Genomic DNA, 24,674 nt, shown 5'->3' on the forward strand with positions numbered 1-24,674 from the left:
GAGACCGCAGTGACCTTCAATCCCGCCAGGAAGCTCTACATCTCCGACGTGACCCTGCGCGACGGCAGCCATGCCGTGCGCCACCAGTATTCGATCCGCAACGTGCAGGACATCGCGCGGGCGCTGGACCGGGCGAAAGTGGACAGCATCGAGGTCGCCCACGGCGATGGCCTGCAAGGCTCCACCTTCAACTACGGCTTCGGCGCGCATACCGATCTCGAATGGATCGAAGCGGTGGCCGAAGTCGTCGAGCATGCGCGTATCGCCACCCTGCTGCTGCCCGGCATCGGCACCATCCACGACCTCAAGGCGGCGCATGCCGCCGGCGCCAGCGTGGTGCGCGTGGCGACGCACTGCACCGAGGCGGACATCTCGAAGCAGCACATCGAATACGCCCGCATGCTGGGCATGGACACGGTCGGCTTCCTGATGATGAGCCACATGACCACGCCGGAAGCGCTGGCCGGCCAGGCGAAACTGATGGAATCCTACGGCGCGCAGACCATCTACGTGGTGGACTCCGGCGGGGCGCTCGGTATGGCGGATGTGCGCGCGCGCTTCCGCGCGCTGAAGGCGGTGCTCAGGCCGGAGACGCAGACCGGCATCCACGCCCATCACAACCTGAGCCTGGGCGTGGCCAATTCCATCGCCGCAGTGGAGGAAGGCTGCGACCGCATCGACGCCAGCCTCGCCGGCATGGGCGCCGGCGCCGGCAATGCGCCGCTGGAAGTGTTCATCGCCGCGGCCAGCCGCCTCGGCTGGAACCACGGCACCGATCTCTACACCCTGATGGACGCCGCGGACGATATCGTGCGCCCCTTGCAGGACCGTCCGGTACGCGTCGACCGCGAGACCCTGGCGCTGGGGTATGCCGGCGTCTACTCCAGCTTCCTGCGCCACGCCGAGGCCGCGGCGCGCAAGTACGGCCTCAATACCGTGGACATCCTGGTCGAGCTGGGCCGGCGGCGGATGGTGGGCGGACAGGAAGACATGATCGTCGATGTGGCACTGGACCTGTTGCGGTTACAACAGCGGACCACCGCGGCGTAAGGCCCCGATACAGACCAAAACAGCAATGGGAGAGATATGGACAGGTCGAATCGGTTACGTGGGGAACAGCCCGCCCCGGTATCCCGGCGCGAGCTACTGAAGTCCGCGTTTCAGCTCGGCGCGACCGCGCCATCGGGCAACTACCGCATCGACGTGCACTGCCACCTGATCCCGGATTTCTACCGGCTGTCGCTGGCCACGCACGGAATTCTCACTGCCAGCGGCATACCCATTCCGCCGTGGAGCCCACTGCCGGCCACCTTGTTCATGGACGGATACGGCATCCGGACGCAGGTGCTGTCGGTGTACGAGCCTGGCATGTACCACCTGCCGACTCCGCCGGAGCGTCAGGCCATGGCGGTGCGGATCGACAACTACAACACCCGGAACATCACCAACGCATCGACGAACCCCAGCCGCGGATGCTCGAACGCCAGCGGCAATCGCCCCACCGTCTCGAAGCCCAGCCCCTGCCACAGCTTCACCGCGCGCGCGTTGCTGCTGACCACGAAGTTGAACTGCATGGCGCGGAAGCCACATTCGCGCGCATGCGCCAGCGAGTGTTCGCACATGGCCCGGGCCACGCCGCGCCCGACGGCATCGGCCGCCGTCATGTAGCCGCAGTTGGCCACATGCGCGCCGCCGCCGGGCTGGTTGGCGCGCAGGACATAGGTGCCGAGGATGCGCCCGTCCGCCTCGGCGACGAAGGTTTCGCGATCGGCGCCGGTCCAGTAGGCCAGCGCCGCGGCCTCGCTCATGTCGCGCGGCAGGGCGTAGGTCTCGCCGGCGCGGATGGTCGGCTCGAGGATGCGCCAGATGGCGGGGTGATCGTCCTGCCGCGCGTGCCGGATCAACATGCGTCTCCCGCTCCTGATCGTCGTACGCGGGAATTGTGGCGCAAAGCGGGCTCAGGCCGAACGCATCGCGTCGAGGACCCGCCGCAGCTGCGCCAGTTCCGCCGCGGGCAGCGCGGCCAGCGCCCCGGGCGCATGCTCGGAGATGGCGTGCACGCGCGCCACCATTTGTTTGCCGGCCGGCGTCAGCGCCACCAGCTTGGCGCGGCGATTCTCGGGATGCGGATAGCGCTCGACCAGGCCGCGCCGCTCCAGGTCGTTCACCGCCACGGTCGCGGCCGGGGCATCGGTGCTCATGGCATAGGCCAGATCGGCCAGGGTCAGCGGCGCGTCGACCAGGCGCCGCAGCGCGCGCACGCGGCTGAACGGCAGGCCGGTCACCTCGATGACCTGGCGCCGCCAGTCGCCGCGGCTGTCCATCACCAGCGCAACCAGCTGCTGCCAAACCTGGTCGGCCTCCCTGGCCGCCTTGCGACGGGCGCTCATCCGGCCACCGCCGCCGGCTTGCCGGACTCCGCCGCCGCGGCGTCTTCCAGCAACTGCGCCGCCTGGCGGCTGCTGGCGCGGGCCCAGCCGCTGTTGGAAAGCAGGCCGAGGCTGACCACCACCAGGCCCGTCGCCGCCATGATCCACCAGACGGCATGCGTCGCCTCGGTGAAGCTGAGGCCGGCGGCGACGCGCGCGCCGACCACGGTACCCGCCACCGCCACGCCCAGCGAGGCGCCGATCTGCCGGCTGGTCGACGCCACCGCGGCGGCGAGGCCGGCCTGCGCCTTGGGCATGCCGGAGACGGCGGTATTGGTGATCGGCGCATTCACCAGGCCGAAGCCGATGCCGAAGATCACATAGGCCAGCATCAGCAGGCCCAGCGAAGAAGTCACGGTGAGCTGCGTCATGATCAGGGCGCTGAGCCCGATGCCCGCGCCGGCCAGCAGCAGCGAGGGCCGCGTGCCGTAGGCGCCGACCATGCGGCCGGAGATCGGCGAGCAGATGGTGGTGGCCAGGGCCAGCGGCAGGGTGCACAGGCCGGTGTGGAACGCGGACAGGCCGCGCACTTCCTGCAGATACAGCGCATTGAGGAAGAGGAAGCCCATGAAGGCCGAGAAGCTGCAGATGGCGATGACCGCGGCGCTGCTGAACGGCACGCTGCGGAAGAAGCGCAAATCGAGCAGGGGATCGATGCGGCGCGGCTCGTACAGCAGCAGGCCCAGCACCGCCAGCCCCGACAGCGTGAACAGGCCGATGATCGCCGCCGAATCCCAGTGCAGCCGCGGGCCCTCGATCACCGCGCAGATCAGCGCCGCCAGTACCGTGAACACCAGCAGCTGCCCGACGGGATCGACCCGCCGCGCCCGCGCCGCCTTCGACTCCGGCACATAAAGCGCCGCCAGCACGATCGCCGCCGCGCCGATGGGCAGGTTGATCCAGAAGATCGAGCGCCAGCCGATGCTCTGCGTCAGCGCGCCGCCGATGGGCGGGCCCAGCGCCATCGAGATGCCGGCCACCGCGCCCCACACGCCGATGGCGCGCGCCCGCGCCCTGGGCTCGGTGAAGGTGTTGGCGATGATCGACATCGCCACCGGGTTGAGCATGGTCGCGCCCAACGCCTGCACCACGCGGAAGAAAACGAGGGCGTGGATGCCGGAGGCCAGGCTGCACAGCAGGGAGCCGAGCATGAACAGGCTCATGCCGGCCTGGAACACGCGCCTGCGGCCGAGGCGGTCGGCCATCGAGCCGGAGAACATCAGCAGGCTGGCCACGACCATGGTGTAGGCGTCGATCACCCATTGCAGGCCGGAGATCGAGGCGTCGAGATCATGGCGGATGGCGGGCAGGGCGACGTTGACGATGGTCGCATCCATCGAAACGATCAGCAGGCTGAGACAGCAGATCGCCAGGACCAGGTTCGGCCGCAGCGGCCCCCGCACCGTGTGGGGCACGACCGGCACGTCAACAGTTGTATTCATACAACCATTGTACATCAACAATGGTTGCGCGCAAATGGCGCCGCACCTGCGGGCCGCGGCGCAGCCGGGCGGACATCCCTGTCCGCCCCCCTCAGACGAGGTTCAGGCGACCGCTCAGTCACCGCCGCCGAAGCGGTACTTCAGGCCCAGGAGTATCGAGGGCATGCGGTATTCGCCGCTGACGCTGCCGCTCGCGCCGGACAGCGACAGACTGGTGGTCGCCAGGTAGCGGAAATCGAGCGAGGCGGAGAGGTAGGACAGCATGTCGTAGTTCATGCCGAAGCCGAGCTGATAGGCGAAGGCGGTCGAGGAGCCGTCGGCGCCGCCGGCGATGTCGGTGAAGGTGTTGAACTGCTCGTTGTGCAGGCTGACGTTGGCCACGCCGAGGCCGAGGCCGACATAGGGATAAAGGATCGACAGGAAGCCGTCGGAGCGCCGGAAGTCGTACCACAGGTTCCCCATCAGGGTCATCGCGGCGATCGAACCCGTCCTGCGGCCGGCGGGGTCGGTGGTGCCGGTCGAGGTGCTGGCGACCGTCACCGTGTCGATATTGGCATGGTGATAGTCGAATTCGATTTCAGGGCGCAGGCCGTTGCCGAACGAATAGCCGCCGTTGAAGCCGCCGACGAAGCCCGTGTCGTACTTGTTCGTGAAGCCGTCGCCGCTGGAGTTGAAGCTCTCGCTCGTCGGCAGATCGAAACCGATCTTGCCGCCGGCATACCAGCCGCCGCCGGTGTCTGCGGCGGCCGCGGAAAACGACAGCAGCGAGCCCGACAGGCACAGCAGGGCACAGCCACCAACGAGCAGCGAATGGCGATTCACGATGATCTTCTCCATAGATTCCAGGGATAAAGCGGCCACGCACGGCCGGTCCGCGCGCATGTTTGTTGTTGGGAACAGCCCGGCCAACCATCGGAGCGCAACAGCCCTCCCCGAAACCGGTCGCGCGGCATGGGGCGATTCAATGACGGAACGAGGGTCGATGGGCTCGCCACGCCGGTACCATGGGGTATTTCCTGGCTGCGGACGGTGGCGTGCGCTTCATGACCGGCGATAGTGGCATGGCCCGCCTTACATCCACCAAACATTAACGACTTGTTAATGTAAATTTCTGTTTCGACGCGCGGCGGCCCGGCAGGTCCGCAACCGGCGAATGGCGCGCAAGCCGCCCGGAGCCGGCCTGCGCGCCAGCCCGGCCGCCCTCTCCGGCGGCACCCTCGCCGCGATCATCGGGCTTGACAAAAACCTCCGCGCGATAATACTTAAGCAAATGCTTAACCAAAGCCTCGCACTCGATCTGATGTTCCAGGCCCTGGCCGACCCCAGCCGCCGGGCCATGGTGGACCGGCTGTGCCGCGGCCCCGCCTCGGTCAGCGAACTGGCGAAGCCGCTGGCCATGTCCCTGCCGGCGGTGGTGCAGCACCTCCAGGTGCTGGAAGACAGCGGCCTGGTGCGCACCGGGAAACTCGGGCGGGTGCGCACCTGCCATATCGAGCCGCGCGCTTTGCGCACTGCCGAGCAGTGGGTCAACGAGCGGCGCACCAGCTGGGAGCGCCACCTCGACCGGCTCGGCGACTTCCTCGCCGAGGAAGCGCAGACGGACGGCGGCAAGCCCGGCCACAGCCCGCCCCGCAAACCGGGCCACAGGAGGAAACCATGAAGGAAGCCATTCAGCAAAGCCCAGGCGGTTCCGGCGCACCCCTCAAGCTCTATCTGCACCCGCTCTCGTCCTACTGCTGGAAGACGCTGCTCGCCTTCTACGAAAACGGCACGCCATTCGAGCCGCTGATCGTGGATCTGGGCAACGCGGACGAGCGCGCGGCGCTGGCGAAGCTGTGGCCGTTCGCCAAGTTTCCGGTGCTGCGCGACGAGGCGCGCGACCGCACCATCCCCGAGTCCAGCATCATCATCGAATACCTGGCGCAGCATTACCCCGGCGCCGCGCCGCTGCTGCCGGCCAACGCGGAGCAGGCGCGGGAGACCCGCCTGCGCGACCGCTTCTACGACCTGCATGTCCACCAGCATATGCAGAAGATCGTCGGCGACCGCCTGCGCCCGGCGGGACAGCACGATCCCCTCGGCGTCGAGCAGGCCCGGGCGCAGCTGCGCATCGCCTACGGCATGATCGAGCGGGACATGGCCAGCCGCAGCTGGGCCATGGGCGAATCCTTCAGCATGGCCGACTGCGCCGCGGCGCCGGCCCTGTACTACGCCAACCGGGCGCAGCCCTTCGGCGAGACCCATCCGCATACCGCGGCCTACCTGGACCGCCTGATGCAGCGCCCCTCCTTCGCCCGGGTCCTGCGCGAAGCGCAGCCCTACTTCGCCATGTTCCCCCAATAAGCCGCCCAGCCGGCATATCCACGGCACAGCCAACGCACCACGGAAGAGACCATGAGCCAGCCCACCGTCGTCCACGCCAGCTTCACCATCGACCGCGTCTACCCCGCCGCACCCGCGCGCGTCTTCGCCGCCTGGGCTTCGGCTGAAGCCAAGGGCCGCTGGTTCGCCGGCCCCAACGGCTGGACCCAGGCGCGCCGCGAACTGGACTTCCGCGTCGGCGGACAAGAGCACGTGCACGGCCGCTTCGGCAACGGCGAGACCACCGCCTTCGACGCCACCTACTACGACATCGTCCCCGAGCAACGCATCATCTACGTCTACGACATGCGCCACAACGACGTGCACCTCTCCATCTCCCTCGCCACCATCGAGTTCAAGCCGGAAGGCAAGGGCACACGCCTGACCATCACCGAGCAGGGCGCCTTCCTCGACGGTTACGACAACGTGTCGCAGCGCGAAGCGGGTACGCAGGAATTACTGAACAGCCTTGGCAGGTCGCTACCGGACTGAACGGCGGCGCAGAACCACACGGCAAATCAAGCCATTCCCCGCTCATTGGATCGAATTGGCGCCAAACCTTGCCGATGCGGACAAACCGTGTAGGGCGGGAGCCATCCCGCCTGTCGCGGAAGGCGGGATGCACTACGCTTCTCCCGCCCTACCGGACTGAACGGCGATGCGGGGAAGTGGCATCCTACCGGCTGCCACCCCGGAGTCCGACATGTCCAACCTCGACGATCCACGCGTGTTCCTGGCAGCCGAGCGCTCGCTGCTGGCCTGGAACCGTACCTGCCTGGCGATGATGGGCTTCGGGTTTGTCATCGAGCGCTTCGGCTTGTTCCTGCGCCTGATGGACCCGGGGCACGCGCAAGCCGCGACTCGCGGCCCATCGTTCTGGGTCGGCCTTGCGCTGATGCTGTTTTCCGCTGCGCTGGCTTTGGCTTCAACATTGTCGTTCCGCGCCTTGGTCGCGACCTTGGGGCCGAAGGAGCGCCCGCCACGCTTCGCCCAGCTGGCGCTGGTCGCCAGCTACGGCATTGCCGCCGCAGGGGTCGCACTCACCGTTTACCTGGGTGGCGCCGCTCGCTGATAGGCGCCAGTCAGCTCAAGGCAAGACGCCGGTCTTCCCGCAACAACTGCTCGAACTCTTCCTTTGCCAGCCCCTGGCTGAACAGGAAACCCTGCATTTCGTCGCAGCGCAGCAGCCGCAGGAATCTGAGCTGTTCCGTCGAGTCCACGCCTTCCGCGATCACTCTCAGGCTCATCGAATGAGCCAGGGAAATAATGGTGGAGACGATGTTCATGGTGTCCGCGCTATCCGTCATCTGCATCACAAACGAGCGATCGATCTTGACTGCCGTGATCGGCAGCTTGTTGAGATAGGCCAGCGAGGAATAACCCGTGCCGAAGTCGTCAATGGCGATGGATACTCCCAGTTGGCGCACCGCGTTCAGCTTGGCGATGTGCCGCTCGATATCGGTCATCAGCACCGACTCGGTGATCTCCAGGTCGACCCCGGAACCATCGGCAACCGATTCGCCGAGGGCCGCGCGCAGTCTCTCCACAAAGTCCGGGCGTCGCAGCTGAATTGGCGACAAATTGACCGCCAACCGGGGAGGGCGCAGGCCTAGTGCCTGCCAGTCACGGTAGTCGGCCGCCGCCTGCTGCAGGGCCCAATGGCCAACCTCCAGAATCAGGCCGGTTTCCTCCAGCAGGGGGACGAAGCGCTCCGGGGGAACCAAGCCCAGATCCGGACTGTTCCAGCGAATCAGCGCCTCGGCTCCGCAGATCGCACCGGAATTCAAGGCGACCTTGGGCTGGTAATGCAGAACGAATTCGCGCCGTTCGAACGCCCGCCGCAGTTTGCCCTCCATAGACCGTTTCTCGCCGATCACGGCCCCCATTTCGCGGGTATAGAACAAAAAGCCTTCATGCTCCGACTTGGCCATTTTCAGCGCGGCTTCCGCGTTCCGGAGCAGCGTGTTCGCATCGTCACCGTCCTCCGGAAACAGCGCGATCCCGGCGCTGGCGCCGATGCGCAATTCCTTGTCCGACACGACGACCGGGCGGCCCAACATGGCCAACAGGGGCTCCAGTTGACGCTGCAAAAGGTCGGGGGAACGCAGTTCCGGGAAGACCATGGCGAAGCAGTCACCATGGATACGGGCGACATGGCTTGGACTGCCGGCAAAACCGACGATCCGGTCCGCCAGCAGCTTCAGCGCCTCATCCCCTCCCGCGCGACCGACGGCATCGTTTACAGCTGCGAAACGCAGCACATCCAGCTGCACCAGGGCCAGGCTGCTGCGATCCTGCCGCGCGCGCTCCAGAAACTGTTCCAGCCGCTGCACAAAGAGCTTGCGATTGGCGAGCCGCGTCAGGGGGTCGTAATAGGCCAGGTAGTCCAGCTGTTCATCGCGCGCAATAACTCCCAAGGCGTGGGAAATGTCTCCCGCCAGCTCGCTCAGCAGTTTCAGTTCCTCCGCGTCGAAGAATCCCACTTCTGTCGCATACAGGCTGATGCAACCGGCCAGTTCGCCGCCTTCCAGCAGGGGAAACGAGGCCGAAGCGCGATAGCCGCGCCGGAGCGCCGCCTCGCGCCACGGCGCCGTCGTCGGGTCGCCAGCGATGTCGTTGCAGACACTTTCGCGCCTGTCACGCAGTGCGCTGGCTGTTGGTCCCGGGTCCTCGGAGTCAACACCACTCAGGCTGAGATGGATGTTTTCCCGCACGTAGCCGTCGTCGAGCCCATAGACGGATACCGGGTGGAACTCGTCGCCGGCGACCAAGCCAATCATTGCCATGCGGAACTGCCCCTGCTCCACCGCCACCCGGCAAGCCTCGTCGAACAGATCCTGGCGGCTGCGCGCACGCACGATCAGGCTGTTGATGCCGGACAGCACCGCCTGCATCCGGCTGAGGCGCGCAATCCTCGCCTCGCGCTCCTTGCGCTCGGAAATATCACGGAGGAAGCCCGAGAACAGTCGCTTGCCGTCCAGGCGGACCTCGCTGAACGCCAATTCCAGGGGGATTTCGCGTCCGTCGCGTCGCAGGCCGGAAACCTCGATGGCCCGCCAGTCGAGTTTGCGGACGCCGCTTCCCAGATAGCGCTGGAAACCCTGGAGGTGCGATTGCCGCAGCCGTTCCGGCTGAAGCATGACCAGAGCCCGACCGACCAGTTCCTCCGGCCGGTAGCCGAACACCGATTCGACAGTGGGGTTGGCGTAGCGGATCGTACCGGCCTCATCCACCAGCAGCACAGCGTCCCGGGTGGTCTCCAGCAGGCTCCGGTACTTTTCCTCACTTTCGTGGAGATCCTGCAGCATACGGGTGGTGCGTGCGCCCAGCCGCGCGTCGAACAGCGAGGCCAGCAGCGTCAGCGACAGGATCAACAACATCATCACGCCGATGCTTTGCCCGAGGTAGCTGTTGTCGGTTGCCAGACGGACGGCGGCGGTGCAGACGCTGTCGGGCGCAAAGCGCGCGGCCTCCATACCGGTGTAGTGCATGCCACTGATGGCGATGCCCATGACCACGGCCGCCAGCAGCTTGAACATCACGGACCGCGACGTGACCGCTGAACGCAAGGTAAAGGCCAGCCACAACGCCGCCATCGCGGCGCAGACGGCGACCAGCACCGATGCCCCGAAGAGAAGCGGCTCGTAGCGGATGGCCGGAACCATCCGCATCGCGGCCATGCCGGTGTAATGCATGCCGCAGATCCCGGCCCCCATGACCACGCCGCCGACAAGAATGGTGACTCTATTCAAGGTCTTTCGGCTGACGACGGCCAGGGCGAAGCCTGAGGTGACCACGGCGATCAGCAGGGATGCGGCGGTAAGCAGGGGGTCGTAGCCCAACTGGATCGGCATCTTCACCGCCAGCATGCCGATGAAGTGCATCGACCAGATGCCGGCGCCCATCGCCACGGCGCCGCCGACCAGCCAATACCGCGCGGCGCGCCCCTCGGTGTGAGTAACCCGCCCGGCAAGATCGAGCGCGACATAGGACGCCATCATCGCAACGATGACGGACATTGCGACCAGATCCAGGTTATAGGCGAATCGCATCTTGAACACACCCCCGTGATGCGTAAAACACAGTGTACGCCCTCACGACTCCGGCCGGAGGCCGCTCCGATCGCTCACGCCCCGCCGGAGTTGGCGGTCAACCCCTTCGGAATGCTTATTCCCAATAGCCGGGCCGCTTGTAATGCCGGTACAGCACTTCTTCCTGGACGCGGCTGAATTCCATCTTCGGATCGTATTCGGGCGCACCCTTCACCGTCTCGCGCGTCACGTCGACCTCGACGATCTTCTCCGGCCACTCCAGGCGCTTGATCCAGTGCGGCGGAATCACCACCTGCTTGCCCGGCAGCCAGTTGCGCGTATCGACCACGATGTAGCGGATGGCCCAGCTCTCGCAGTCGAGCAGGAAATCCTGGAGGTGGCCGATGGCATCATCGGTCGCGTGCAGGTGATAGCCGATCACCTCCGCCGCGCTGTGCAGATGCTGGTCGTTGTGGTTCTCGGGGGACTCGACCAGCGCCTCCTCGGCCGGGGAGACGATCGCCGGCGGCATCACCGGCACCGGCATCGCGCCCCACAGCAGGGAGCCGCCGAGATAATCGGGATAGCCGTAGTAGCCGAAGTACTCCATCTCGTACTGGCGCGACACCGGCTTGTCGCTGTCGATCGGCGGACTGCCCTTCACCTGCGCCCGCGTCAGCCTGACCTGCACCGTGCGCTTGTCCCAGTCGATGCCGGTGATGGCGATCGGCGAGATCAGCACCTTGCGGTCCTCCAGCCAGCCGCCCGCATCCACCACCAGGTAACGCGCGGCCCAGCGCCGGTCGTCGAAGTAGACGTCCTTGACCTTGCCGATCTCGCCATCGGTCGCACCGATCGACAGGCCGATCAGCTTTTCCATGCGATAGAGCATCATCCTTCTCCGGTAAGCGTGGGCGCTTCAGCAGCGGCGCGCACGGCTCGACATCCGCGTACGCATCCGCCGCGGCGGGATTGACGGACAAGGCCGAGGTCCGCTCTGCGGCCTTGCGGCAGCAGGTAGCGGATGATGGCGGTTCCTGCCTCGATTTTAAGACCCCCTGCCGGAACACATGGTTCCGTCGGCCCGGGCCCGGCAGGCCACTGCGCGCATTCGCGGCGGCGCGGCGCCCGTGCGAAGATGATTTTCACCTTCCACCGGCCACGCACCGAACGTGCTCCAGGATTCCCTGCTGTTGCTGCTCGCCTTCCTGCTGGTGCTGCTCAACGGCTTCTTCGTCGCCGCCGAGTTCGCCATCGTCAAGCTGCGCAACACGCGCGTGGCGGAGCTGCGCCAGGTCGGCGGCTGGCGCGGCCATGCCCTGGCCCGCGTGCATGGGCAGATCGACGCCTACCTCTCCGCCTGCCAGCTCGGCATCACCCTCGCCTCGCTGGCGCTGGGCTGGATCGGCGAGCCGGCCTTCGCCCACCTGGTGGAAGTGCCGCTCGGCTGGCTCGGCCTGCAACTGGACCGCGCCGCCATCGAAGCCATCGCCTTCGTCGTCGCCTTCTCGCTGATCTCCTTCCTGCATATCGTCATCGGCGAACTGGCGCCCAAGACCATGGCGATCCGCCGGCCGGAATCGGTCTCGTTGTGGACCGCCCTGCCGCTGTGGCTGTTCTACTGGGCGATGTATCCCTTCATCTGGCTGCTCAACAACAGCGCCAACCTGGTGCTGCGCCTCGCCGGCCTGGACCGCGCCGGCAACGAACACGAAGCGGCTTACTCGCCGCGCGAACTGCGCTCCATCCTGCACCGCAGCCGCCCCGCCATGCAAGGCGAGGAACGCGACACCGCCGCCCTGGCCAAGCACGCGCTGGAACTGCCGGAGCTGGACGTGAGCGAGTTGATGCGCCCGCTGCGCGAAATGGTCGCCATCCGCGACGGCCAGAGCCACGCCGAAGTGCGCCGCATCCTGCAACAGCAGCACTACAGCCGCTATCCGCTGCTGGACCAGAACGGCGAGGTACTCGGCATACTGCACGTCAAGGACATCCTCGAAGCCCTGCTCGATCATCCGGGCGACGATTTCCCTGCCCGTCTGCGCAGCAAGCTGCACGAACCGCTGATCGCGCGCGAGGACGACAGCCTGGCCGACTTGTTGCGCCGCTTCCGCCGCGGCACGCACTTCGCCCTGGTGCTGGACCAGGATTTCCAGCGCACCGGCTTCCTCACCCTGGAAGACCTGCTCGAAGCCCTGCTCGGCGACATCAGCGACGAGCACGAGGCGCTGCGCCCGCAGCAGGTACGGCGCCAGCCGCGCCGACTGCGCGAGGGCCACTGGCTGGCGCGCGGCGACACGCCGATCTTCATGGCCGAACGCGAACTCGGCCGCGCCATCGCCGGCACCGAGGAGTCCAGCACCCTCGCCGGCCTGCTGATGGAACGGCTCGACCGCATGCCCGCCGAGGGCGACGTGGTCGAGCAGGACGGCGTGCGCATCGAAGTGCTGCGCGTGCGCGGCGCGCGGGTCGAGTCGGTGCAGTTTTCCGAGCATCGGGAAGAAGCGGGCGACCAGGAATAATTGCAGGCGGAACCGCCACTTGGGCGATTCCACCCGGATCAATACACTGTCCCTGTCGATTTCGCGGCGCCTGCTTCGACGTAAGCATGGAGCCCGAATTTTCGTGCCGTACTTAGAGCCTGTAACAGAATGAATCGCACCTGCGTTGCAGTCCAAAATCGCGTCAGGCAAGGCGGAGGCCCCAGCCATGGTGATTCCATGGCTGGGGCTGACAACGCAGTCTGGCGCGATTTTGGGCGCAACCCTTCGGGACGGGGCCATTTTTTCGCAGTGCTGCGCCGGCCAGAGCGCACCATGGAATCACCATGCCGCACTCTGTCCGACTTGCACTGCGCAAAAATGACCGCCGTCGCAGGCGCGATTCATTCTGTTACAGGCTCTTAACAGGAGTTTTGACGATGCGATTCATCATTCTGCGCAAGGCCGATCCCGATACCGAAGCCGGCGTGATGCCAGGCGAGGCCCTGATCGCCGCGATGACCGAGTACAACGAGCAGCTGGTCAAGGCCGGCGCAATGGAAGGCGGCGAAGGCCTGCACCCCAGCAGCAAGGGGCTGCGGGTCAAGTTCAGCGGCGGCAAGCCGCACCTCATCGACGGCCCCTTTGCCGAGGCCAAGGAACTGGTCGCCGGCTTCACCATGATCGACGTGGAGTCGAAGCAGGCCGCGATCGACTGGGTCAAGCGCTGGCCGCCGCTGGACGGCGGCGGCAACGCCGAGATCGAAATCCGCGAGGTCGGCTGCGCCGCGGGCATGGAAGGTCACCGCCCCTCGGCGGAAACCGCCACCGCACCGCAGGACGGCCCGGCACTTGGCCGCTACATGGTAATCCTGAAAGCCACCCCGGAGACCGAGGCCGGCTACCTGCCCGACCAGGCCCACCTCGACCGCATGACGCGGCGCAACCTGGAAAGCGTGCGCTCGGGAATGATGGTGGCCGGCGATGGCCTGCAACCGAGCAATCGCGGCGTGCGGGTCAAGTTTTCCGGCGGCAAGCCGAAGGTGATCGACGGCCCCTTCGCCGAGGCGAAGGAGCTGGTCGCCGGATTCTGGATCCTCCAGGCGCGCACGCGGGAGGAGATCGTCGAGTGGGTCAAGACCTATCCCTTCCCCCTCGGCGACGAAGCCACTGTAGAGATCCGCAAGGTGTTCGAGGCGGCGGACTTCGGCGAGGCCTTCACGCCGGAGCTGCGCGAAGCCGAGGAACGCCAGCGCGCGCGCATCCTCGAATCGGGCGGCAAGCCCTGAGGCAACACCGCGCGCGCCGCCAGGGCTGAAAACTCCTGCGCCGCCCGCATGTCGAAATGAAGATGCCCGCTGTCCGCAGCGGCGCATCTCCACTCGACCAGCCGCGGAGCGCCCAGGCCTGTGAAGCCAGATCCCGACGACATCTCCAGCCGGCTCGATCCCGAGCTGGCACCGCAATTCCGCGCCCTGCCGCGCCCCGAACGGCCGCTCAACCTGGACGATGTGCGCCTGCTCCAGCTCCAGTACGGCGAGTTGCTCAAGCAGGAGATGGCGCCAGACCAATCGGTGGCCAGCGAGGACCGCCTGATACCGGGACCGGCGGGCGCAGCCGCCGTCCCGGTACGCATCTATCGTCCGCTGCATGCGCCCGCGGACACGGCTCTGCTGTGGATGCACGGCGGGGGCTTCATCATGGGCCATCACGCCACCGAGGACATCATGGCCCTGCCCTGGGTGCGCGCAACCGGCTGCACCGTGGTTTCGGTGGGCTATCGCCTGGCACCGGAGCATCCCTTCCCGGCGGGCGCGGACGATTGTTACGCGGCGCTGTGCTGGATGGCCGGCGCCGACAAGCCGCTCGGCTTCAAGCCGCGCAAGCTGGCGGTCGGCGGCATCAGCGCCGGCGGCTGCCTCGCCGCCTCGACCGCGCTGCGCGCCCGCGACCTCGCCGGCCCGAAGCTGGATTTCCAGTTGCTGCTGGTGCCGGTGCTCGACAACCGCAACGAGCTGCCCTCCACCCACGAGATCACCGACCCGCGCGCCTGGAACCGCCACAGCGCCCTGGTCTCCTGGGAGATGTATCTCGGCCCGGACTTCCTCGGCGAAGCTTCACCCTACGCCGCGCCTGCCCGTGCGCAGGATCTGGGCGGACTGCCGCCCTGCTTCGTGGAAGCGGCGGAAGTCGACCTGCTGCGCGACGAGGCGATCGAATACTCGCGCCGGCTGATGCAGGCCGGCGTCACCACCGAGCTGCACGTCTACCCCGGCGCCTACCACGCCTCGACCATGGCGCGGCCGGACGCCGCTATCAGCCGGCAGGCCTTCGCCGACATCACCAACGCCCTGAAAAAGGCGCTGGCCTGAGCGGGCAGGCGGCTAAAGCGCGGGGACTTCGGCTGCCGGAGAAGCATCGAAACCCTGCCGCTGCTCGCGGTTGAGCATGGCGTAGAGCAGCTCGTTGGTGCGGCGGGCATGGGCTTCGAGGGCGGTGAGCAGCTTGATCTGCTCGCCGGCCAGGTGCTGGAACTGCGTGGTGCTGCCATCCATGGGGCGTCCTCCTATTGGTATGGCTCCAGGCTACCGGGGATGCCCGCCCGGCTCAGGGCGGTGAGCCACATATAGGGGCCCCAAAAATAAAGATAAAAAATGTGGCGCGGCGTGTCGATTTGGCCCGCCGAGGTTCGACGGTTCCATGTAGCCAGTCCTGGAACGGCCGGAATCCCGCCCGCCAGGCCGGCCCCAGCCTCAACCAATAAGGAGATATGCCATGCGTTTCATGATGATCCTGAAGGCCACCAGGAACAGCGAAGCCGGCGTGATGCCCAGCGCCGAACTGCTCACCGCGATGGGCCATTACAACGAAGAGCTGGCCAGGTCCGGCGTGCTGCTCGATGCCGCCGGCCTCCAGGCCAGCTCCAAGGGCGCCCGCATCGACTTCCGCGGCGGCAAGCGCATCGTCAGCGACGGCCCCTTCGCCGAGACCAGGGAGCTGATCGCCGGCTTCTGGATGATCCAGGTGAAGTCGAAGGAAGAGGCCATCGAATGGGCCAAGCGCTGCCCCGAACCGATGCCCGGCGAGGATGCGCAGATCGAGTTGCGCCGCGTGTTCGAGGCCAGCGACTTCGCCGATGCCCCGGCCGAGGTGCTGGAGCAGGAAGCCCGCCTGCGCGCCGCCGCCAAGCACAATTGATCCACAAGCAATCAAGGAGACGACCATGCAAGCTTCCCTGCAAGTAACCCCCTACCTGTTCTTCGACGGCAACTGCGAAGCCGCCTTCCGCTTCTACGCCCAATGCCTCGGCGGCACCATCGCCATGATGATGCGCCACAGCGACGCGCCTGCCGGCACGCCGATACCGGAGGGGAGCGGCAAGCTCATCATGCACGCCCGCCTGGAACTGCCCGGCGGCCAGGTGCTGATGGCCTCGGACGAAATGCCCGGCCAGCCGCACCGGGTCGAGGGCTTCCGCGTCTCGCTGTCGGTGAAGGAAGTGGCGGAGGCGGAGCGGCTGTACCAGGCGCTGTCGCAGGACGGCACCGTGGTCATGCCGCTGCAGCCGACTTTCTGGTCGGCCCGCTTCGCCATGTTCAGCGACCGCTACGGCACGCCGTGGATGATCAACTGCGAACTGCCCGCCTGAACCAGGCACACCAGCAGTAAACATCACAGGGAAAACACCAATGTTCAAAATCATCGCCCTCGTCGTCGCGGTCGCGCTGGCCGGCGTGCTCATCTACGCCGCCACCCGCCCGGACACCTTCAGCGTGCAGCGCAGCCTCGCCATCAAGGCGCCGCCGGAGAAGATCTTCCCGCTGATCGAGAACTTCCACCGCTGGAGCGAGTGGTCGCCCTACGAGAAGCTCGACCCCGAAATGAAGCGCAGCTACACCGGCCCCGACAGCGGCCCCGGCGCGGCCTACGCCTGGGACGGCAGCAGCAAGGTCGGCGCCGGCAGCATGGAGATCCTGCGCACCAGCGTGCCGGGCAGCATCGTCATCAAGCTCGACTTCATCCGCCCGATCACCGGCCACAACACCGCCACCTTCACCCTGGAGAATGCCGGCGACACCACCACCGTCACCTGGATCATGGCCGGACCCTCGCCCTACATCTCCAAACTGATGGGCCTGTTCTTCAACATGGACCAGATGATCGGCAAGGACTTCGAGACGGGCCTGGCCAACCTCAAGCGCATCGCCGAGCGGCAGTAGCCGCAGCCAAGGCATAGACTGAATAGCCATGAGCACCTCACCCGCCCACCGCGCCATCGACGCGGTCTGGAGAATCGAGTCGGCGCGCGTCATCGCCACGCTGGCGCGGATGGTGCGCGACGTCGGCCTGGCCGAGGAGCTGGCTCAGGACGCCCTGCTTTCCGCGCTGGAGCAGTGGCCGCAGTCGGGCGTGCCGGACAACCCCGGCGCCTGGCTGGTGGCCGCGGCCAAGCACCGCGCCATCGACCATTTCCGCCGCAACAGCATGCAGGAGCGCAAGCACCAGCAGCTCGGCTACGAAATGGACCTGGAGCAGGAGACCGCCGACGCCGAGCGCGCCGCGCGCATCGACGAGGCGCTGGACGACGACATCGGCGACGACCTGCTGCGCCTGGTCTTCACCGCCTGCCACCCGGTGCTCTCCACCGAGGCACGGGTGGCGCTGACCCTGCGCCTGCTCGGCGGCCTCGCCACCGACGAGATCGCCCGCGCCTTCCTGGTACCGGAGCCGACCATAGCGCAGCGCATCGTGCGCGCCAAGCGCACCCTGGCCGAGGCGCGGGTGCCGTTCGAGGTGCCGCGCGCCGGCGAGCTCGATGCGCGCCTGTCCTCGGTGCTGGAAGTGATCTACCTGATCTTCAACGAGGGCTACTCCGCCACCGCCGGCGACGACTGGATGCGCCCGGCGCTGTGCGAGGAAGCGCTGCGCCTGGGCCGCATCCTCGCCGGCCTCGCGCCGGAGGAGCCGGAGGTGCACGGCCTGGTGGCGCTGATGGAAATCCAGGCCTCGCGGGCCGGCGCGCGCACCAGCCCCGCGGGCGAGCCGATCCTGCTGATGGAGCAGAACCGCGCCCAGTGGGACCAGTTGCTGATCCGCCGCGGCCTCGCCGCGCTGGACCGCGCCGCCGGACTCACCGGTACGCTCGGCCCCTATGCGCTGCAGGCCGCCATCGCCGCCTGCCACGCACGGGCACGCACGCCGGAAGAGACCGACTGGAAGCGCATCGTCGCGCTCTACGATGCGCTGTCGCAGCTGATGCCCTCGCCGGTGGTGGAACTGAACCGCGCCGTGGCCCTGACCATGGCCTTCGGCCCCGCCGCCGGGCTGGAACTGGTGGATACCCTCGTCGGCGAACCCGCCCTGGCCAACTACCACCTGCTGCCCAGCGTGCGCGGCGACTTCCTGTTCCGTCTCGGCCGCTACGCCGAAGCCCGCGCCGAATTCGAACACGCCGCCGCCATGACCCGCAACACGCGCGAGCGCGTGCTGTTGCTGGATCGCGTCGCCGCCTGCGGCAATGCTGCCGGAGAGCCGCAGCCGCGTTCGCATTGATGACTTCCGGTGATTGTTCTCATTCATTTGAATGCCGCCACACCACGGCGGTATGCCGCAGCTTTTATTTAAACCCGGGTAATATTGACGGGATATTTATATCCGGGTAATATTTGGCAGGCTCGAAATTTATCTAGATCAAAACCCGTGAACGACGCCTCCCCAGCCAGCCGCTTCCCGCCCTGCACCGCCTTCGACGGCCAGCGCCGCCTCGCCACCGGTCCGCTCGACCGGGTGGCCCTGGCGGTCAAGACCGCCATTGAAGACGGAGCCGCCGGCCCGGTGCTGATCTACGGCGACGACACCGGTCGCGTCATCGACGTCGACACCCGCGGCAACGAAGGCGAAGTGCTGGCACGGCTGGCGCTGATCCACCGCGCCGCACCCTCCACGCAGCCCACCGATGCCGAACCCGCGGATACCGAACCACGCGGCCGCGGCCGGCCCAGGCTCGGCGTCATCGCCCGCGAAGTGACCCTGCTGCCGCGCCACTGGGAATGGCTGGGCACTCAGCCCGGCGGCGCCTCGGTGGCCCTGCGCAAGCTGGTCGAAGCCGCGCGCCGCGACCACCGCGCGGCCGACGATGGCCGGCGCCGGCGCGATGCCGCCTACCACTTCATGTCCGCCATGGCCGGCGACCTGCCCGGCTTCGAGGAAGCCACGCGCGCGCTCTATGCCGGCGACGGCGGCCGTCTGCGTGTACACATCGCCGGCTGGCCGCAGGACCTGCGCGAGCATGTCGTCCGCCTCGCCGACGGCGAGCCTTCAACCACCGCCACCTGAGATCAATGCCATGGCCAAGCGCAACGGCAAGGACATCCTGACCCGCTTCCTGTGGGAGGTGTGGAACCAGGGCGACATCGACGCGGCCGACCGCTACCTCGCGCCGAAGTACACCATCCACCACGACCCCGGCGATCCCTGGCACCAGCAGGAACTCGACCTCGCCGGCTTCAAGGACCGCGTGCGCCGCTCGCGCGCGCCGTTCCCGGACCAGTACTTCGAATTGCAGGAACTGTTCGCCGAGGGTGACGCCGTCATCGCCACCTGGCTGTGGAGCGGCACCCACCGCGGCGACCTGCCCGGCTTTCCCGCCAGCGGCAAGCGCATCACCATGTCCGGCGCCACCGTCTATTATTTCGAGGAGGATCGCATCTGCGGCCATTGGCAGGTCACCGACCGCCTCGGCGTCCTGCAGCAACTGCGGCCCTCGCCGTCCGCGTAACGCGGCGCGCCCCTTCACCGTATCGTTCAGCGCATCACACAGGAGCTCCCCCATGCCGCTCGTCCGCGTCGATGTCCCCCAAGGCAAATCCCCCGATTACCTCAAGACCATCGGCGAAGTCATCTACCAGGCCATGCGCCAGACCATCAACGTGCCGGAGAACGACCGCTTCCAGGTCTTCACCGAACACGCCCCCGGCCGCATGGTCTTCGACCCCGACTACCTCGGCGTGCATCGCAGCGAGGATTGCATCTTCATCCAGGTCACCCTCAACGGCGGCCGCACCGTGGAAATGAAGCAGGCCTTCTACAAGGCCATCGCCGATGGCCTGCACCAGCAGTTGCAGCTGCGGCGCGAAGACGTGGTCATCAACCTGGTCGAGGTGAAGAAAGAGGATTGGTCCTTCGGGAATGGGGAAGCGCAGTACGTGAAATAAGGCGGACCAGGGCCACGCGATGTGGGCAAGCGCGCGCATCCGCCCACTTCGTCATCCCCGCGCAGGCCTGGATCCAGTTTTGGTTTGAGTCCGGAAGTCCGATCGGTTTCTATGGTGTCGTTCCCCCATGCGTGCCATGCGTGCCAAGGTTTGTTGTTGGCACGCATGCGGCGAGCGAATAACACACATGGTGTTTTTGTGGTGTCCAGGAAGTACGAGAACATCCGAAGAAGGTTTTTACAGTCGGGTTTCCGGGTTTGATTGCCCGCATTCGTGCATCGAGCTCAGCAGAACTGGATCCCCGCCTGCGCGGGGATGACGGAAAGGGCTGAGGAACGCCTAAGAGCGACATTTCGGCTTTTGATGTTCCCCCCGTTGTCTGCGCCGAGCATCGGAGTCCGCGGCGACATTGGCCCGCGCGCTTTTCGCGCGGGGAGAGGCATGGATGCCGAAGCGTTTTCAGACAGGCCAGGGATGGCCTGTCTGAAAACCCCCACCTTGGCCGAGAAGCGCAGGGGGGAGGGCCTGTTGGAGTGACTCAATGTCACTCCAACAGGCCCGAACGCCCGGCCATGGGTGGCCGGGCCGGGGGGGGGGAAAGAGCAATGAAGCCTCGCCAGGGACGGCAAGGATGAACTCGAAAACGAAATGTCGGCGCAGACATCGAGTCGCATCTCTCTTTATTCCCCAGTGAGAATACTGGCTAGGCCATCGACACACGGTCACCAAGCCCTTCGCAGTCTTTCTGCGCACACTGATACCACCTTGCATCGCCAAACGTGCAATCTCCGCCGAGATTATCTTTAACAAACCTGCATCCGATGAATGAGCACTCCACGAACCTGGAACCGGTAAACCCGGTACCGCGGAATGTGCAGTTCTCAAACTGACACTCCACGAATAGACACAAATTGAAGAGCCCCCAATAAATATCCAGGTTCCTCAAAGTACATGAGAGTAGCGCTCCTGCAACGTGACCACCTTCCGCATGGAAATCCTCAAACGTGCAATAGCGAAATATAGTCTCATCGAATTGCCGGGACATCAGCTTCTTTGGCTCCGTGATGGTTTCTTGTTCGATCAGCATATGCGTCTCGCTAAATTTCACGGATTGTAGAAGGTCAGACGGATACAGCAGTTAGCCCGCATACGGATCCTTGATGCCATAGGCCCCAAGTACGAGTTGCCACTCATGGTCTTTGGTTTCGACATAGCCATGCAGCTCATTCCAGATAAATAGTCCATGTGAAAACCCGTCACGGAGAGCTGCCACATAATCAAGATAACTATCGCATATCAGCTCTTCCACGCCTCCCTCCATATCGACCAGCGCCAGGCCAAGCGTCTTGCAGTCAAGGCACAGTTGCACGTCCCCATTTATATCGACTACGGGGAACCACTGCTCTTGCCAGCCAAATCGGCTCCCCAGCCCTTCAGCGAGCTGTCGGTAAAGGCGATACATACCGATAGCGTCGCCTAGCGAGAGGACGCGAGTGAATGCGTTCAACTCGTCGATCCCGTTGCGCCATTCGTAGAGGGAGACAAGCTCCTTTGTCGGCAGATGGTCGAACTCGGAGAGGCCTTCAAGAATTTCTGATTGAGCCAATCCGGTTGTCTCTCGCACCAGGGGATTGATCCGTTTGATATCCGCAAGCAGGCCTTCCAGGTGAGCGATCGACATGTGTTCAGGAGGAAATGAGGGAGCGTCAACTCTTCGGAAATATAGTGAGCGCGGCTTCTTTAAATGGAAGGCTCGATGAACGACATGACTAACCCGACAGAGCCAACTACCGCCCCGACCAAGAACAATGCACACCAAAACGCGAGCATGCCGCGCTGAGCTTCGACGGCGGTACCTTCTAGCCCGGGGTAAGTACGGCGCATGAAGGCGTATTGAAATCCAACCGTAAGCAGCTCACCCTCGGTGGGTGGCCAAGAGTAGCCGAGGGCGGCAAACACCCGCTCCGCCCTGTCTGGATGGGCGGACAAGGCGTTGCGAAGGGAGACACCGAGACGCACATGTCCCACTGACGCCATCAAGGCCCCAACCGCCATAAGTCCCCTACTCAGAGATTTCATCAGGCTCCTCAATTTTCAACTACACAGACACCAGCTTGAACGGTGTTGGTCCACCCCTCTTTTTCCCGGAGGTTAGCAGAACTGGATCCCCGCCTGCGCGGGGATGACGCAGAGGGTTGAGGGACGCCCAAGAGCGACATTTCGGCTTTTGACGTTGCTTTGCGCTTTTGATTTGGCTTTTGATGTTCCCCCGTTGCCTGCACCGAGCATCACAGCCCGCGGCGACATAGGCTCGCGCCTGTTTGGCGCGGGGCGAGGCAGGATGCCGAAGCGTTTTTGTACAGGCCAGGGATGGCCTGTACAAAAACCCCCGCCGCGGGCGAGAAGCGCGGGGGCCCCATCAATTACCGACAGGTGATTGATGGGCGCAGGCTCCGAGGCGGCGCTTCTTTGGTTTCTTGTCGCTGGAGACAAGAAAGTGACCCGCCTTCAAGCCCCGGCGGCCATACCAAACTACTCCACCCTTGGCCGGGTCAGAATGCCCCACCTCAACAGCCGGTGTCAGCCCGAAGCAGCTACCCCGGGGGGAGGGCGCCGCTGGCGATAAAAGGCAAAATCTTCCGGTGGATGTCCGCTATCGGGCATGGAGCCCCACGTCTCCAGCGGACCGGAAGCAGCCGGTCGAGTCCTCGACTTCGCTGCCGCACGGCATTCAATCTCACGATTGTTGAGAGTGCTATACGCAAACCTCGGGAGCGCGACAGCGTGCGCTCTGCTCCAATTCAGAGGGGCTCACCGCATTCCGCAAAGCAACTCTAGCAGAAGAGCCGGGTCCGGCCAGAATATTGACCGGACCCGGCAAGATTGACGAACGCTGCCGGCAGGAGAAGTCGGTGGGAGGAGGGGCGTTCGTCAAGTAGGAGTGATTCGACTACCAGCCGGTACTACGGGCCGCCTGGGGGAATCGGTGCTGCCTTGCCTGACGCCGCGTCGCCAATCACCTTGGCGACCAGTTTGGGCACTGCCAGCATGGCGACGTGGCTGGTAGGAACCTTCGTCACTTTGGCGTTCATGGCCTTGGCCTCGTCGCGCTGCTGGTCAGGGGCGATCATCCGATCATTCGACGCAATCACGAACCAACTGGGCTTGGTTCGCCAGGCTGCGGAGGACACCGTACCGCCGAGGGCGGCGCCTTGGGTGGGAATCTGGGTCGCCAGGAGCAATTCCTTGTCCGCTGAAGACAGATCGGGGGCAAAGTCTTCCCGAACTCCCTTGGGGCTAAGCACCAGGAACCCGTCCGCCAGCGGCCGCAGCTCTGCGACCCCGGGCGTCTGTCCGTAAGGCTTGCCCTGGCTCGCCGCGGACTGGCCCTGATCCGGTGCGAATGCGGCAACGTAGACAAGCGCCGCGACCTTCGGGTCGTTACCTGCCTCGGTGATCACCGCTCCACCGTAGGAGTGCCCGACCAGAATCACCGGACCATCCTGGGCATCCACGATCCGTTTGGTCGCCGCCACATCGTCGGCAAAAGAAGTCAGGGGGTTCTGCACGCACACGACGTGCAGTCCCTTCGCCTGGAGCAGCGGCACGATCTTGCGCCAGCTGGAGCCGTCAGCCCAGGCGCCGTGAACGAGGACAACGTTCTTGACCGCCGGCGGCGCAGCTTGATCCGCACGGCTGTTGAACGACAAGGTGGCCAGCATAGCCATGACAAGCGCTGCGCCGATGATCCGAAAGCGAATACTCATGTCGACCTTCCTGGTATGGACCGCGTGCATGCGCATGCATGGCGAGACCGCGTCCAACTCGAGGCCACACTATCGTGTGGGACGAGCTGCCCCCAGGCCCGATCGGAGCCCTTGGGGGTAGCCCTATGTGGCTAGCAGGTAGATGAGTTGGTTGAACTGCGCTACGACGATGGCGCAAGTTCTACATCTCGATGTAGCCGCGCCGGATAGCGATCATGACCGCCTCGGTGCGATCGCCGGCGTCCAGTTTCGACAGGATATTCTTGATGTGGTTTTTGACGGTGTGCTCGGAAATTCCCAGGTCCGAGGCGATCGTCTTGTTGCCCTTTCCCTTCGACACGCCGCGCAGGACTTCCAGTTCCCTGGAGGTGATGGTGTCGTCTGCGGCATGCTCGGCGATCATCTGGGCAACGTCATTGGGAATGCGCTTCTTGCCGGCATGCACGGACCGGATCGTGTCGATCAGCTCGGTGCGCAGCAGGTTTTTGAGAAGATATCCGGCCGCGCCAGCCTGGAATGCCCGGATGGCCTGGATGTCCCCTGCCGCCGTGGTGAGAATCACGATGCGAGCTGTCGGGAAGTCCTTTTTTATCGCCTGGATCGCCTCAATGCCGCCGACGCCGGGCATCCGGATGTCCATCAGCGTAACGTCGGGCCGGAATGTGCGGAATGCCGCCACCGCCTCCATGCCGTCCGCCGCTTCAGCCACAACGCACATATCGGCCTGTAGATTGATCTCGCCCGTGATTCCCGACCGCATCAGCGGGTGATCGTCGACGACCAGCACTCGGATTGACGACATCTTGGTTCCTCCGGGGTGAAGCCGCAGTGTGACGATCGTTCCTGTGCCTAGCTTCTATGCATCCGACCGGCGCTGTACAGGGCTCGAAAGGGCTAGGCCCCAGTGGCTGCAATTGGGCTGTTGGTCGATCCCATTCGCTCCTAGAGTC

At 65.5% G+C, this 24,674-nt stretch carries 26 protein-coding genes and 1 pseudogene; 16 read left to right on the plus strand and 11 right to left on the minus strand.

Translation table 11 applies throughout. From position 1 onward, the window contains the following. Positions 1 to 9: 9 nt before the first annotated feature. Positions 10 to 1,050 carry a 4-hydroxy-2-oxovalerate aldolase gene (gene dmpG, locus BP26_RS0107510; RefSeq protein ID WP_029919960.1) on the plus strand — a complete coding sequence of 347 codons (1,041 nt, stop codon included), beginning with the start codon at positions 10 to 12 and terminating at the stop codon, positions 1,048 to 1,050. 374 nt (positions 1,051 to 1,424) lie between these two features. Here dmpG and BP26_RS0107515 read toward each other — a convergent pair whose 3' ends face one another. The 4 genes from BP26_RS0107515 to BP26_RS0107530 form a co-directional block, all read right to left on the minus strand. Next, a complete protein-coding gene (locus tag BP26_RS0107515; protein ID WP_029919961.1) occupies positions 1,425 to 1,907 on the minus strand; it encodes a GNAT family N-acetyltransferase in 483 nt (160 codons plus the stop codon). Between the two features lie 51 nt (positions 1,908 to 1,958). After that, positions 1,959 to 2,390, minus strand: a complete 432-nt coding sequence (locus BP26_RS0107520; RefSeq protein WP_029919962.1) for a MarR family transcriptional regulator — start codon at positions 2,388 to 2,390, stop codon at positions 1,959 to 1,961. Beyond that, on the minus strand, positions 2,387 to 3,871 hold the full coding sequence (locus tag BP26_RS0107525; protein ID WP_084182896.1) for a DHA2 family efflux MFS transporter permease subunit: 1,485 nt from the start codon (positions 3,869 to 3,871) through the stop codon (positions 2,387 to 2,389). Before BP26_RS0107525 ends, BP26_RS0107520 begins: the two co-directional genes overlap by 4 nt. 114 nt (positions 3,872 to 3,985) lie before the next feature. Further along, positions 3,986 to 4,693 carry an outer membrane protein gene (locus BP26_RS0107530; protein WP_169740661.1) on the minus strand — a complete coding sequence of 236 codons (708 nt, stop codon included), beginning with the start codon at positions 4,691 to 4,693 and terminating at the stop codon, positions 3,986 to 3,988. 448 nt (positions 4,694 to 5,141) lie between these two features. Here BP26_RS0107530 and BP26_RS0107535 point away from each other — a divergent pair, with 448 nt between their 5' ends. The 4 genes from BP26_RS0107535 (at position 5,142) to BP26_RS0107550 (ending at position 7,304) form a co-directional block, all read left to right on the plus strand. Then, positions 5,142 to 5,531: an ArsR/SmtB family transcription factor gene (locus BP26_RS0107535; protein ID WP_051748629.1), complete on the plus strand. Its 390-nt coding sequence runs from the start codon at positions 5,142 to 5,144 to the stop codon at positions 5,529 to 5,531. Further along, entirely contained in the window at positions 5,528 to 6,214 is a 687-nt protein-coding gene (locus BP26_RS0107540) for a glutathione S-transferase family protein (protein WP_051748575.1), read from the plus strand. Before BP26_RS0107535 ends, BP26_RS0107540 begins: the two co-directional genes overlap by 4 nt. Positions 6,215 to 6,265: 51 nt before the next feature. After that, on the plus strand, positions 6,266 to 6,724 hold the full coding sequence (locus tag BP26_RS0107545) for an SRPBCC family protein (RefSeq protein ID WP_029919967.1): 459 nt from the start codon (positions 6,266 to 6,268) through the stop codon (positions 6,722 to 6,724). Positions 6,725 to 6,935: 211 nt separating this feature from the next. Continuing rightward, positions 6,936 to 7,304 carry a YidH family protein gene (locus BP26_RS0107550; RefSeq protein WP_029919968.1) on the plus strand — a complete coding sequence of 123 codons (369 nt, stop codon included), beginning with the start codon at positions 6,936 to 6,938 and terminating at the stop codon, positions 7,302 to 7,304. Between the two features lie 10 nt (positions 7,305 to 7,314). On the opposite strand, the gene BP26_RS0107555 is transcribed toward BP26_RS0107550, so the two are convergent. Together BP26_RS0107555 and BP26_RS0107560 are read right to left on the minus strand one after the other, a co-directional pair. Continuing rightward, the gene (locus BP26_RS0107555; RefSeq protein WP_157572410.1) at positions 7,315 to 10,284 is read right to left on the minus strand and encodes a bifunctional diguanylate cyclase/phosphodiesterase; all 2,970 of its coding nucleotides are present in this window, start codon (positions 10,282 to 10,284) and stop codon (positions 7,315 to 7,317) included. Positions 10,285 to 10,399: 115 nt separating this feature from the next. Further along, on the minus strand, positions 10,400 to 11,158 hold the full coding sequence (locus BP26_RS0107560; protein WP_211254858.1) for a PRC-barrel domain-containing protein: 759 nt from the start codon (positions 11,156 to 11,158) through the stop codon (positions 10,400 to 10,402). A gap of 277 nt (positions 11,159 to 11,435) precedes the next feature. On the opposite strand from BP26_RS0107560, the gene BP26_RS0107565 reads away from it, so the two are divergent. The 4 genes and pseudogenes from BP26_RS0107565 to BP26_RS0107575 all read left to right on the plus strand — a co-directional run bounded on the left by BP26_RS0107565 (position 11,436) and on the right by BP26_RS0107575 (position 15,115). Continuing rightward, a complete protein-coding gene (locus BP26_RS0107565) occupies positions 11,436 to 12,785 on the plus strand; it encodes a hemolysin family protein (protein WP_051748586.1) in 1,350 nt (449 codons plus the stop codon). A gap of 398 nt (positions 12,786 to 13,183) precedes the next feature. Further along, positions 13,184 to 13,522: pseudogene (locus BP26_RS31050) on the plus strand (YciI family protein); the annotation flags it as partial. 84 nt (positions 13,523 to 13,606) lie between these two features. Further along, entirely contained in the window at positions 13,607 to 14,032 is a 426-nt protein-coding gene (locus tag BP26_RS31055) for a YciI family protein (protein ID WP_051748634.1), read from the plus strand. Positions 14,033 to 14,152: 120 nt separating this feature from the next. Continuing rightward, positions 14,153 to 15,115, plus strand: a complete 963-nt coding sequence (locus tag BP26_RS0107575) for an alpha/beta hydrolase (protein ID WP_036516285.1) — start codon at positions 14,153 to 14,155, stop codon at positions 15,113 to 15,115. 12 nt (positions 15,116 to 15,127) lie between these two features. On the opposite strand, the gene BP26_RS29300 is transcribed toward BP26_RS0107575, so the two are convergent. After that, positions 15,128 to 15,298, minus strand: coding sequence for a hypothetical protein (locus BP26_RS29300; RefSeq protein ID WP_157572411.1), 171 nt, complete (start codon positions 15,296 to 15,298; stop codon positions 15,128 to 15,130). A gap of 220 nt (positions 15,299 to 15,518) precedes the next feature. On the opposite strand from BP26_RS29300, the gene BP26_RS0107585 reads away from it, so the two are divergent. The 7 genes from BP26_RS0107585 (at position 15,519) to BP26_RS0107615 (ending at position 19,957) form a co-directional block, all read left to right on the plus strand. After that, positions 15,519 to 15,941 (plus strand): YciI family protein, encoded by a 423-nt coding sequence (locus tag BP26_RS0107585; protein WP_029919974.1) that lies wholly within the window; start codon positions 15,519 to 15,521, stop codon positions 15,939 to 15,941. A 25-nt stretch (positions 15,942 to 15,966) separates the two neighbouring features. Further along, positions 15,967 to 16,392, plus strand: a complete 426-nt coding sequence (locus tag BP26_RS0107590; protein ID WP_211254859.1) for a VOC family protein — start codon at positions 15,967 to 15,969, stop codon at positions 16,390 to 16,392. A 40-nt stretch (positions 16,393 to 16,432) separates the two neighbouring features. Continuing rightward, complete coding sequence (gene kdpF / locus BP26_RS0107595; RefSeq protein WP_029919976.1) at positions 16,433 to 16,963, plus strand: K(+)-transporting ATPase subunit F; 531 nt, start codon at positions 16,433 to 16,435, stop codon at positions 16,961 to 16,963. Positions 16,964 to 16,991: 28 nt separating this feature from the next. Then, positions 16,992 to 18,296: an RNA polymerase sigma factor gene (locus tag BP26_RS0107600; RefSeq protein WP_029919977.1), complete on the plus strand. Its 1,305-nt coding sequence runs from the start codon at positions 16,992 to 16,994 to the stop codon at positions 18,294 to 18,296. 147 nt (positions 18,297 to 18,443) lie between these two features. Further along, a complete protein-coding gene (locus BP26_RS0107605) occupies positions 18,444 to 19,079 on the plus strand; it encodes a DUF2239 family protein (RefSeq protein WP_029919978.1) in 636 nt (211 codons plus the stop codon). Positions 19,080 to 19,089: 10 nt separating this feature from the next. Further along, positions 19,090 to 19,521: an ester cyclase gene (locus BP26_RS0107610; RefSeq protein WP_029919979.1), complete on the plus strand. Its 432-nt coding sequence runs from the start codon at positions 19,090 to 19,092 to the stop codon at positions 19,519 to 19,521. Between the two features lie 52 nt (positions 19,522 to 19,573). Further along, positions 19,574 to 19,957, plus strand: a complete 384-nt coding sequence (locus BP26_RS0107615; protein ID WP_029919980.1) for a tautomerase family protein — start codon at positions 19,574 to 19,576, stop codon at positions 19,955 to 19,957. A 703-nt stretch (positions 19,958 to 20,660) separates the two neighbouring features. Here BP26_RS0107615 and BP26_RS31060 read toward each other — a convergent pair. The 4 genes from BP26_RS31060 to BP26_RS0107645 all read right to left on the minus strand — a co-directional run bounded on the left by BP26_RS31060 (position 20,661) and on the right by BP26_RS0107645 (position 24,526). After that, positions 20,661 to 21,044 (minus strand): pentapeptide repeat-containing protein, encoded by a 384-nt coding sequence (locus BP26_RS31060; protein WP_029919982.1) that lies wholly within the window; start codon positions 21,042 to 21,044, stop codon positions 20,661 to 20,663. Between the two features lie 51 nt (positions 21,045 to 21,095). Next, positions 21,096 to 21,638 carry an SMI1/KNR4 family protein gene (locus BP26_RS0107630; RefSeq protein WP_029919983.1) on the minus strand — a complete coding sequence of 181 codons (543 nt, stop codon included), beginning with the start codon at positions 21,636 to 21,638 and terminating at the stop codon, positions 21,096 to 21,098. A 1,282-nt stretch (positions 21,639 to 22,920) separates the two neighbouring features. Then, complete coding sequence (locus tag BP26_RS0107640; protein ID WP_029919985.1) at positions 22,921 to 23,724, minus strand: alpha/beta fold hydrolase; 804 nt, start codon at positions 23,722 to 23,724, stop codon at positions 22,921 to 22,923. 181 nt (positions 23,725 to 23,905) lie between these two features. Beyond that, on the minus strand, positions 23,906 to 24,526 hold the full coding sequence (locus tag BP26_RS0107645) for a response regulator (RefSeq protein WP_029919986.1): 621 nt from the start codon (positions 24,524 to 24,526) through the stop codon (positions 23,906 to 23,908). Positions 24,527 to 24,674: the final 148 nt, after the last annotated feature.

This window comes from Nevskia soli DSM 19509, assembly GCF_000711955.1.
GTDB lineage: Bacteria > Pseudomonadota > Gammaproteobacteria > Nevskiales > Nevskiaceae > Nevskia > Nevskia soli.